This is a genomic window from Burkholderia sp. Nafp2/4-1b, from assembly GCF_003635165.1.
In the GTDB taxonomy this organism is placed as follows: domain Bacteria; phylum Pseudomonadota; class Gammaproteobacteria; order Burkholderiales; family Burkholderiaceae; genus Burkholderia.
In genome coordinates this window covers 2,254-10,592 of sequence record NZ_ML058678.1, presented here as the reverse complement: position 1 = coordinate 10,592, position 8,339 = coordinate 2,254, and the positions used below count along the sequence as shown (strand labels likewise).

The 8,339-nt window shown below is 59.2% G+C and carries 7 protein-coding genes and 4 pseudogenes; 3 read left to right on the top strand and 8 right to left on the bottom strand.

Going from position 1 to position 8,339, the window contains the following annotated elements; translation table 11 throughout:
• The 4 genes and pseudogenes from C7H84_RS35910 to C7H84_RS35895 form a co-directional block, all read right to left on the bottom strand.
• Nucleotides 1–412: pseudogene (locus C7H84_RS35910) on the bottom strand (transposase); the annotation flags it as partial.
• Between the two features lie 16 nt (nucleotides 413–428).
• Nucleotides 429–1,615 (bottom strand): annotated as a pseudogene (locus tag C7H84_RS35905) (IS66 family transposase); the annotation flags it as partial.
• A 284-nt stretch (nucleotides 1,616–1,899) separates the two neighbouring features.
• Nucleotides 1,900–2,226 (bottom strand): helix-turn-helix transcriptional regulator, encoded by a 327-nt coding sequence (locus C7H84_RS35900; RefSeq protein WP_121863197.1) that lies wholly within the window; start codon nucleotides 2,224–2,226, stop codon nucleotides 1,900–1,902.
• Entirely contained in the window at nucleotides 2,210–2,464 is a 255-nt protein-coding gene (locus C7H84_RS35895; protein ID WP_121863196.1) for a type II toxin-antitoxin system RelE/ParE family toxin, read from the bottom strand. Before C7H84_RS35895 ends, C7H84_RS35900 begins: the two co-directional genes overlap by 17 nt.
• Nucleotides 2,465–2,541: 77 nt before the next feature.
• On the opposite strand from C7H84_RS35895, the pseudogene C7H84_RS37725 reads away from it, so the two are divergent.
• Nucleotides 2,542–2,703, top strand: a pseudogene (locus tag C7H84_RS37725) (phage tail assembly protein); the annotation flags it as partial.
• A gap of 480 nt (nucleotides 2,704–3,183) precedes the next feature.
• On the opposite strand, the gene C7H84_RS35890 reads toward C7H84_RS37725, so the two are convergent.
• Nucleotides 3,184–3,498 carry a hypothetical protein gene (locus tag C7H84_RS35890; RefSeq protein WP_121863195.1) on the bottom strand — a complete coding sequence of 105 codons (315 nt, stop codon included), beginning with the start codon at nucleotides 3,496–3,498 and terminating at the stop codon, nucleotides 3,184–3,186.
• Between the two features lie 16 nt (nucleotides 3,499–3,514).
• Nucleotides 3,515–3,898, bottom strand: coding sequence for a hypothetical protein (locus C7H84_RS36885; RefSeq protein WP_162999525.1), 384 nt, complete (start codon nucleotides 3,896–3,898; stop codon nucleotides 3,515–3,517).
• A gap of 72 nt (nucleotides 3,899–3,970) precedes the next feature.
• Here C7H84_RS36885 and C7H84_RS35885 point away from each other — a divergent pair, with 72 nt between their 5' ends.
• The gene (locus tag C7H84_RS35885; protein WP_346428415.1) at nucleotides 3,971–5,221 is read left to right on the top strand and encodes an IS110 family transposase; all 1,251 of its coding nucleotides are present in this window, start codon (nucleotides 3,971–3,973) and stop codon (nucleotides 5,219–5,221) included.
• A gap of 953 nt (nucleotides 5,222–6,174) precedes the next feature.
• On the opposite strand, the gene C7H84_RS35880 is transcribed toward C7H84_RS35885, so the two are convergent.
• Nucleotides 6,175–6,576, bottom strand: coding sequence for a helix-turn-helix transcriptional regulator (locus C7H84_RS35880; protein WP_121863194.1), 402 nt, complete (start codon nucleotides 6,574–6,576; stop codon nucleotides 6,175–6,177).
• Between the two features lie 1,376 nt (nucleotides 6,577–7,952).
• On the opposite strand from C7H84_RS35880, the gene C7H84_RS35875 reads away from it, so the two are divergent.
• Nucleotides 7,953–8,135 (top strand): hypothetical protein, encoded by a 183-nt coding sequence (locus tag C7H84_RS35875; protein WP_121863193.1) that lies wholly within the window; start codon nucleotides 7,953–7,955, stop codon nucleotides 8,133–8,135.
• A 59-nt stretch (nucleotides 8,136–8,194) separates the two neighbouring features.
• Here the strand turns inward: C7H84_RS35875 and C7H84_RS37515 are convergent.
• Nucleotides 8,195–8,339 (bottom strand): annotated as a pseudogene (locus tag C7H84_RS37515) (cytosine methyltransferase); the annotation flags it as partial.

Sequence of the window (8,339 nt, the reverse complement as noted above, 5' to 3'; positions counted from 1 at the left end):
GCAGAATGAGCGCGAAATGGCGGACGGCCTGATTGCGTTTTCAACGAGGCCGCTGGAGATCGGCCAATCGCCGTTCGGGATGTAACGGACAAGTGTGGGCCACAGATACTGCACGGCTTTGCCGAGCATGCTGCCCGGTACGACGGCCAGCCAATGCGCGAGCGCGCTGGCGCTATAGCGGCGACGCAACCGCGCTGCGGGCCTCGGCCTTAACGAGCATGCGTGGCGCGTGCGTCCAGCAACCGAGATGGACGAGCTGGTGGTCGTGCGCGATGCCTGTGTACAACTCGTAGCCGTCCGTCCTCGGTATTGCGCCCCCTTTAACGCCGACATCGAACTGCGCCGCGTATTTCGCATCACGACCGGGCGTATAAGTGAACGGCCGGATAGGTGGTCCGTCCCCATTCATTTCCCGCCTGACGCAGTTAGAGGGCGTCGCAGACCGGCTTGGCCCGACGCTGTCGAAGCCGCTGCCGTTCGTCGGCATCCAATGCTGCGGCCTCGCGCTCGATGTCGTAGGGCGCGGTAAAGAACGGTAGGGCCTGCCCCGCAACCTGGCTGCTGTGGTTAGCATGGCAATCCAAAGAACCTGCGCCAGGCATGGGCCGAGCATCCGATCTCGGTGATGCCATGCTGGAACGAGGCTTTGTACCCGCTGTAGTCGTCACATACCAGCTTGCCGGTGCCAGCCCTTCAGGAAGGTGCGAGCGTGCGCGCCGGCGCGGCTCTCGGCGAAGTCGTAGACCGCCGCGCGCAGTTCGCCGAACTGAGTCGACGTATACGCCCACAGGTATGCCCGGTGCGTTTTGCCCTTGCGGGGACTGAGCATTTGCACCGGCGTCTCGTCGGCGTGCAACACCCTGTTGCCGGATGGCCCGGCCGATGCGTCGACCAACGGCTGCAACTGCACGCCACACCGGCCCACCCAGGCCCCCAAGCGTGGATCTCGGGATGGCCAGTGCCGCACGACCAAAGATCTGTTCCTGGCGATACAGGGGCAAGTGGTCGCCGTACTTGGCGACCAGCACCTGCGCGAGCAACCCGGCGGTGGGCATGCCCTTGTCGACCACATGCGGTGGAACCGGCGCCTGGATCAGCGTCTCGCACGCCTTGCACACCCACTTGCCGCGGATGTGCCGTTCCACCGTAAACACGCCGGGCGTGTAGTCCAGCTTCTCGCTCACGTCCTCGCCGATCCGTATGCGTTCGCAACCGCACTGGCACGTTGTGCTGTCCGGTTCGTGATGGACGTCGGTGCGTGGCAGTTGCGGCGGCAGCGGTGCCCGTTTCGGCTGCTCGCGTTGCCGTTCAGCTCGCGTCGGCTCGAGTTGCTCGAGCTCCATCTCGATGGCAACCAAGTCGCCATCGATCGCCTCGTCGAGCAGGTTCATCTGCTCGCTGTTGAGCTGTTCGCTGCGCCGGCCGAACTGCCGGCGCTTGAGGATCGAGACCTCGTGGGTGAGTTGATCGATACGGGTCTGCCGGAAGCGTAGCTCCCGGTCTCGTTCGCTCGCTTCCCGCTCCTTCTCCTTGACCTCGGCAATCGTTGCGCGGCAAGGGTGCGCAACTGTTCCGGGTTGAGTGCGTCAAGGTCCGCAGGGTTCGTGCAGGCCAGTCTGCCAGAACCCTGCCGACAGAGCTTTACTGACGCATATCAAATCCTTATAAATCAAAACCTTGTGCAACTCGCAGACTACATAATCAAAACTAAACACGATAGATCACGGCAAATCTGACACGTCCAAGCTGCAATTTAGCTGCATCAGGCGTAGAGCGCTCTCGCCCGCCATTCACCGACCGCGAAGGGACCTGAGCCGCCGTGCCGGTGCGTGAGTCGCAGGCAAACAAAAAGCCGCCGGCACCGAAGTGCCTAGCGGCATTTCTCACACTGATCGCGCGTCAGAAATCGAGCTGCGCGGCCGTGATGCCAAGCGCGGCGGCGATCTTCTCGCGCGTCGACTTGCGCAGCTTCTCGCTGCGCTCCTGCTGCGCGTAGGCCGACTGGCTGATGCCGAGCCGCGCCGCGACGTCGACCTGCGTCAGGTTCAAATGTTCACGCCATGCGCGCAGGGGCGTCGCCCCGTCAACCGTGGCGCTGATCACTGCGTGTGGAATCAGGTCGCGCTCTTCTTCGTGCTGCGCCATGTAATCCGCGTAGGGGATCACCACAAAGGCCGGCGCTCCGTCCGGCCCGTTGATGATTTGGATGTTAGTACGTGCGTTCATCGCGTTTCTTTACCTCCTCGATTTCGACTACCTTGATCTCGCCGTCCCAGTTGAACAGAACCCGGTAGTTGCCGACCCTGAGCCGGTAGCCGTACTGGTGATTCGTCAGCGACTTCACGTTCCGGCAGTTCGGCATCGTATCCAAAGTGCTTACGCTGTCGCGGATGACCACCTGATTCTGGCGATCCAGCTTGCGCAGTTGCTTGGCTGCTTTCGGGGTCCATTTGATCGAGTTCATGCGGGAATTATAAGTTATATCATAAGTTTTGTCGAGATATTTATAAGTTTCCTTTGCGGCTTCGACCGGCGCTTTCGATACGGATACCTGGGCCGGTACCCCCCGACTCGCCGATCACGCATGTCGAGCAAACGATCACCGAACTCGTGCTGATCAGGCCGCACGCCAGCGCGCTGCGCGGCGTCGCCCTTACGGACGTCCCGCAGCCCGACGTTATCGCGCTGTCGAAGGTCATCCCGCTAATCAGGAGCCAGCGAAAAGGCTGCGTATTTCCCCAATGGCACAACTGAGGTGGTGCTGCACGTTAGCCAGAACACCGAGTGGGCTCTCCAATCGCCCGATCGCATCCCCCTCGCACTGGAAGACATCTCCAGTCACCTCTAATTGAACTGCACGAATCCGCATCGAAGTGCATCGAGACGCACGATTTCCTGCGGCCTCAGAACTCCGCGCCCTCCCTCGCCACAAGGGCCTCTGCACCCGATCCGTGGGTGCATCGAAAGTACCCACTTAAGCGAGCCCCGCAGGGGAGGGGGCACCGCGCAGCTGCGGTAGCGACGGCGTCCAACGCAGCTGCCGCCTCATCTGATTCGCGCCCTGCGACACCAACTGCCCTTTAGGTGCCGGTGCTGACTCATTGGCCGACACAGCAGTCGGCTGCCTTCGCAACTGCATGCACGAAACCGGCAAGCATCGCGCCAAACAAGAAGCCAACATTCTCATTGCCGTACGCGTTCCCCATTTCCTGTCACCTCGCCGCTCTCGCTGCCAACAAAAAGCGCCAGTGCTTCGTTGCTGGTCGGCTTGCGACGCAGTTGCGCGTTGTCGAAAAACTGGATATTTCCGGCCCCGTTGGGTGCGATCACGATGTCAATATCGCGGATTTCGGCAGGGATGAGCCCGTCGTTGTCGGCGCTTGCTGGCCGCGGTCCCCACGGCTGTATCCCGAAATCCGTGATGTACTGGTCGATAATGCCATCGTAGCCGGGCGAACCGAACAGTAGACCGGCCAGCAGCGGCAATTGGCGTTGCATGTGTGGCGTCCATACTTCATCGGCCACCCATATCAGTTGCCGGCCCCGGGAGCGGGTCGACCAGATTAGGGATAAATGGTGCATCCGGCAGCGTGCCGGGGGCGTGGTCACGCAGGCCCTTTGGCATCGCCTGCGGTTGCGTGCTGGCATTCGTGAATACTAGCGTTACAGTGTTTCGATGCAGACCGGACAGGGAGATTTTCAGATGCTCTGCTTGCGCGCCATCGTTGCGGTACGTCCAGATGCCGGGACCATGTCCCGTGAAGCCGAGCTCATGTGCGCCGCAATGCACGCCTCGGCAGTCAGGTCGCAATTCAGTGGCGGCATTTCCTGTCAGACTCATGCACAGAACCCACGCCACGAACACATTGGCACCACACCGTAATAGCAGAGAACTCATCGGTACACCTCGAGAACGAACAAGGTTGTACGAAGATCGCCAGATGTCTCGGGCGAAGGTGATAGCGACAATATGTGTCGTCACGACCATATGCAGAAAAAAGCCCGCCCGAAGGCGGACCCAAAGGCCTCTCTAGCGGCGTGGAGGGGCCTGGAGGACGATCAAGCTCGCCACTTAGCGCGCAAAAGAATGCCCGCGCCAAGCGGGCAAAATACTACTGTGCGAGGAGACACACTTGCGCGATCGAGCATAGTACGTTTTCAAATTTTCGACTTCGATCTTTTAGAATATTCGAGATCCGACAAATTGCTTTCTTTTCACGAGACAGAATCGCCCAAGTGCGAAAGCCGACGAACTTCGGCGCGGCTCACCATGACCCGCCCACGCGGCTACGGGCTGTACCGCCAACTCGTGCAGAAGGGATTCGACTGCATGGTATGCGCACCGTCGTTAATTCCCAGGAAGCCGGGCGAACGCGTCAAGACCGATCGACGTGACGCCGTGAAGCTTGCGCGGTCGCTGCGCGCAGCAGATCTGACAGCGGTGTATGTGCCCAGCGTCGAAGACGAAGCGTTTCGCGATCTGGCCCACGCGTGGGTCAGCGCCAAGGACGATCTGAAGCGTGCGCGGCAACGGCTGAAGGCCTTTCTGCTCTCGCATGGGGTGCGCTATACAGGCCGTGCCGACTGGAGACCTGCACACCGACGCTGGCTGAGCGCGTTTGCGTTCGACAACGCTTGGCAGCAACTGGCGTTCGAGGAACTGCGGCGCACGATCGATGACCGCCTCGCGCAATGCGATCGGATCGAGGCTGCGTTGCGCGAGGTGGTTGTCAACTGGCGCTTCTATCCGGCCGTACTGGGCCTGCAGACGATGCGTGGCGTGCAGTTCACCACGGCGGTCGGCATGCTCGCCGAACTCGGCGATCTATCGCGCTTCGCACACCCACGCCAGTTGATGGCTTGGCTAGGCGTGACGCCATCCGAACACTCGTCGGGTGAGAGGCGCCGTCAGGGCAGCATCACGAAGAACGGCAACAGCTACGCGAGAAAACTGCTCGTCGAAGCAGCCTGGAGCTACCAGCACCCAGCACGCGTGAGTCCCGAGATCCAGCGTCGCCACGAAGGCATCCCAAAGCCTATCGTGGATCGCGCCTGGGACGCACAAGTTCGCTTGTGTCGACGCTACCGGAGGCTCGTCGCGCGCGGCAAGGAGAAGAACATCGCGGTGGTCGCGCTCGCCCGCGAACTCAGCGGGTTCATCTGGGACATCAGCCGCCTCGCCATGTCGCTCGCCGTACCGCGTGAGGCGTTTCCCGCCTGACGCAAAATCGGCCCCACTAACTCACGACTGGAGGAAGAGTTTCCTGAAGGCGGCGTAGCCCGGCACACGAGTAACCCGCGATGAGGCTACGCAACGGACTGCATCCGACTTGCGGCTCTAGATAGCGGTAGGCTCCTTGGACGGACCTCTGTAATGCGGTACCCAACCCGCGGATATCAGCGTGATCCACCGTCGAGATTTACTGCTACGTCGCCCTCAGGAAATTCAGACAACATGCATTCGAAAACCGAAAAAAACGATCCCGATTGACACGGGGAGTCATATCAGCCTTATGAGGTTTATCGACGGTTCACGTCTGTTGCGCATGCGGAACTTGCCTCGCCTCCACGCCACCATTGCAGCTTGCAGCGTCGTCACGCGCCGTCGCCGGCTGTGACGTCTTTCGACGAGTACTTTGTCCCGGGAGCTTCGCACCTGACCGTCACCAGTCACGCACGTCCCGGTAGGCAACTGCTGGTCGTACAGCAGGTCACGGCACGGCGAGCCGCGCGTGACAAGGTAGAAATGAGCTTTGCCATCTACTACATGCCGCTTAACGCGCGGCAGACGGCGACACGTGTCGCACCAAGTCCCGGCTAATACACCTATACTCCCACGTCGAATCTGCAACGTGAACGGTATCGATTGGTACCGCTATCTCGTCTGGCTCGTCGCGGACTTAGCGTTCACTGAGACTGGGACGACTATGCCGCCCTCATGCCCTGGAGCAGGCCTACCGACCACAAAGTCTCACGGGCATCGTTCAACGACCGCATACTTCGAAACTGACTCCAAGCGACATCACGCCGTGAAAGACCGTCCCGTACCAATTATCGAGGAAATTCCCACGAGACGGCCGCAAGATCCATTTGCTCGTGATGTCTCTCATACGACTCCGTTGAGTCTACATTGCCCATCCAGAGGTTTTGTCACTCTGCACATCAATCGGAATGTCAACCATTCCCATCGGCCAGTTCTCGGCACGCCACCTCACCGGACTGCCTGGCGGCACTCTGGCCCATCTTCCCGCCCATATCTACGATATCATTCGCCAACAATGTGCGAATTGCCCGCTTAATCGCACTTCGACCTGTTTCAGAGAGCAATCGATAACCCCCAACGACTTCGCTTTCGTCATCAGTCGGAAGCCGCAAAGAGCGCTCACCTGTAAGCACATACCAAAGATCAATGCCAACGCTCCTTAACGCCATCAAATAGATGACATCCGGTGATCTTGTTCCTGCTTCATAATTGAACTGGGTCTGCTTTGTCATGCCAGCGATGGCTCCAAACTCCTTCTGGCTCAATCCAATTCGGATCCGCTCCTCGCGTAGACGTTCACCAAGAGAACCCATTTTTACCCCTTGAATTTTAATGCTTTGTCAGCGCACTTGACGCAGTGCATCGCGCCGGCGACAGAATCTTCGTAATCGCCACCGCACTTCATTTGCCGCATCGCCCACACAGGTGGCTGCGAGCCAGAACAGCAGCGCCCGGCCGACCATCAAATCGGCGCAACATCCGCTTTTTGCGCCCCATCTTCGACGACAACCTGTGTCTTTTCGCTTGTCTCTGCATGACGGACACAAGGACGAAGGAACCTCCGACAAGGTTCTCGGCGCATTGGCTGATCAAAAAAATCGCGAGTCGACAGCGTCTCAATCACGCTGCCACTAGTGCGTTCTACGTGAAACGCCGATGGATTCTCGAAGCGGATTCGCGCAATCACGCTATCTAACTGACGCCCCACTGCCATACGCAGCAATTTCTGATGACGAGACAAATGCATGGATCCGAAAACCTTTTCCCCGCGATTCCGCAACCAACGAAAATTATGGCCAAATATAGTGAAAGTCATCGGAGAAGCAAGCGCAAATCGATTCAATTTGAGCCTTTTGCAAATATAGAATAATTTCCCCTATCCCACCCACATACCAATTCACTCGGCCATCCATAAACAATACATGATCACTGTCGTAGTGTGCGCGCCACCGATTTACCGAAACATCCTTTCGTGAAATATGAAGCATCATTTACCTAACAACATTATTATCACCCAACCAATCCAAGCGCTTGCAAAAAATCGCCTGAAAATGCAAGGTCGGCGCCCATGGTACTGATCACGTCACCAATGGTCTATGAGCACCCACCAGGAATGGCCCTGCCTCGATTCCACGTATAGCAAGAAGTTCGGTAACTTTTTTCGTGTACGGAGAGACGCATGTCAGAGAAACGGGCGCCGAGAACACAACACGCGCAGGAATCCGAGATGGAGGAGGTACGGTTGGCCGCGGTTGTTGGCCAGCATTGGCCGCCCCGCAGACTGGCGGTGCCGCGCCACATCGGGGAACCGGAGCCGTGATCACTTCAATGGCAACACGGACACCGCAACACGGGCGACGGCGAGCAACCCGCGTCCATCCGTCGTCCCGTCAACGATCTGGAACCCAGGTCAGCAGGCTGCGCAAGGAACTGGCCAGCGCGAAGCTGGGCATCGAGATCTTTCGAAAGGCGACGGCATACTCCACGAAGGGACGCGATGAAGTATGCATGGATCGATTGGCATCGCTGATGCGCTACAGTGTCAGTCGGCGTTCCAAGTTCTGGATGCGTCATGCAACGGCTATTGCCAGTTGCGTGGCCAAGGAACTAAGTCAGCGAGCCCGGACAAATGCCGCGCTGGATGCTCAAGTGAATGCCGTCTACCGCGCCAGCTACAGGCCACCCTCGAATGGTGCGGCAGCTGCGTACTCACAGCCGAGCGGCGAGCGCCAAACAGGTGCGTCGCGCCCTGCAATGCCACGAGCTCCGCCAGGTCTACAAGCGTCCTTATCGGACGATCATGGATCCGATGCATCACCTGCAGGTGGCGCTGAATCTGGTGCATCGGCGCTTCGATGTACGCAGTCGTTGACATCCTCCCCTGCCTGAATGCAGGGGATTCCTACCGCTCCTAAAACGATGATGCTCGCTTCAGATCGCCTCCGCGGGTTCCTGCTTCACGGAGCGACCCGACTGCACCGGCTCTCCACAGGCTGCAACGCGGTGTCCCCGCGCCAAAACATTGATCGCGCCGACCACGTCGGCGTTTTCCTCAAAACCGCATTCGATACAGGCG

What these genes read in the sequence shown, in the direction of transcription:
- C7H84_RS35900 (WP_121863197.1), bottom strand. Translation starts at nt 2,226, where the DNA reads ATGAACGCACGTACTAACATCCAAATCATCAACGGGCCGGACGGAGCG.
- C7H84_RS36885 (WP_162999525.1), bottom strand. Translation starts at nt 3,898, where the DNA reads ATGAGTTCTCTGCTATTACGGTGTGGTGCCAATGTGTTCGTGGCGTGG.
- C7H84_RS35890 (WP_121863195.1), bottom strand. Translation starts at nt 3,498, where the DNA reads ATGCAACGCCAATTGCCGCTGCTGGCCGGTCTACTGTTCGGTTCGCCC.
- C7H84_RS35875 (WP_121863193.1), top strand. Translation starts at nt 7,953, where the DNA reads ATGGTGCGGCAGCTGCGTACTCACAGCCGAGCGGCGAGCGCCAAACAG.
- C7H84_RS35895 (WP_121863196.1), bottom strand. Translation starts at nt 2,464, where the DNA reads ATGAACTCGATCAAATGGACCCCGAAAGCAGCCAAGCAACTGCGCAAG.
- C7H84_RS35885 (WP_346428415.1), top strand. Translation starts at nt 3,971, where the DNA reads ATGTGTCGTCACGACCATATGCAGAAAAAAGCCCGCCCGAAGGCGGAC.
- C7H84_RS35880 (WP_121863194.1), bottom strand. Translation starts at nt 6,576, where the DNA reads ATGGGTTCTCTTGGTGAACGTCTACGCGAGGAGCGGATCCGAATTGGA.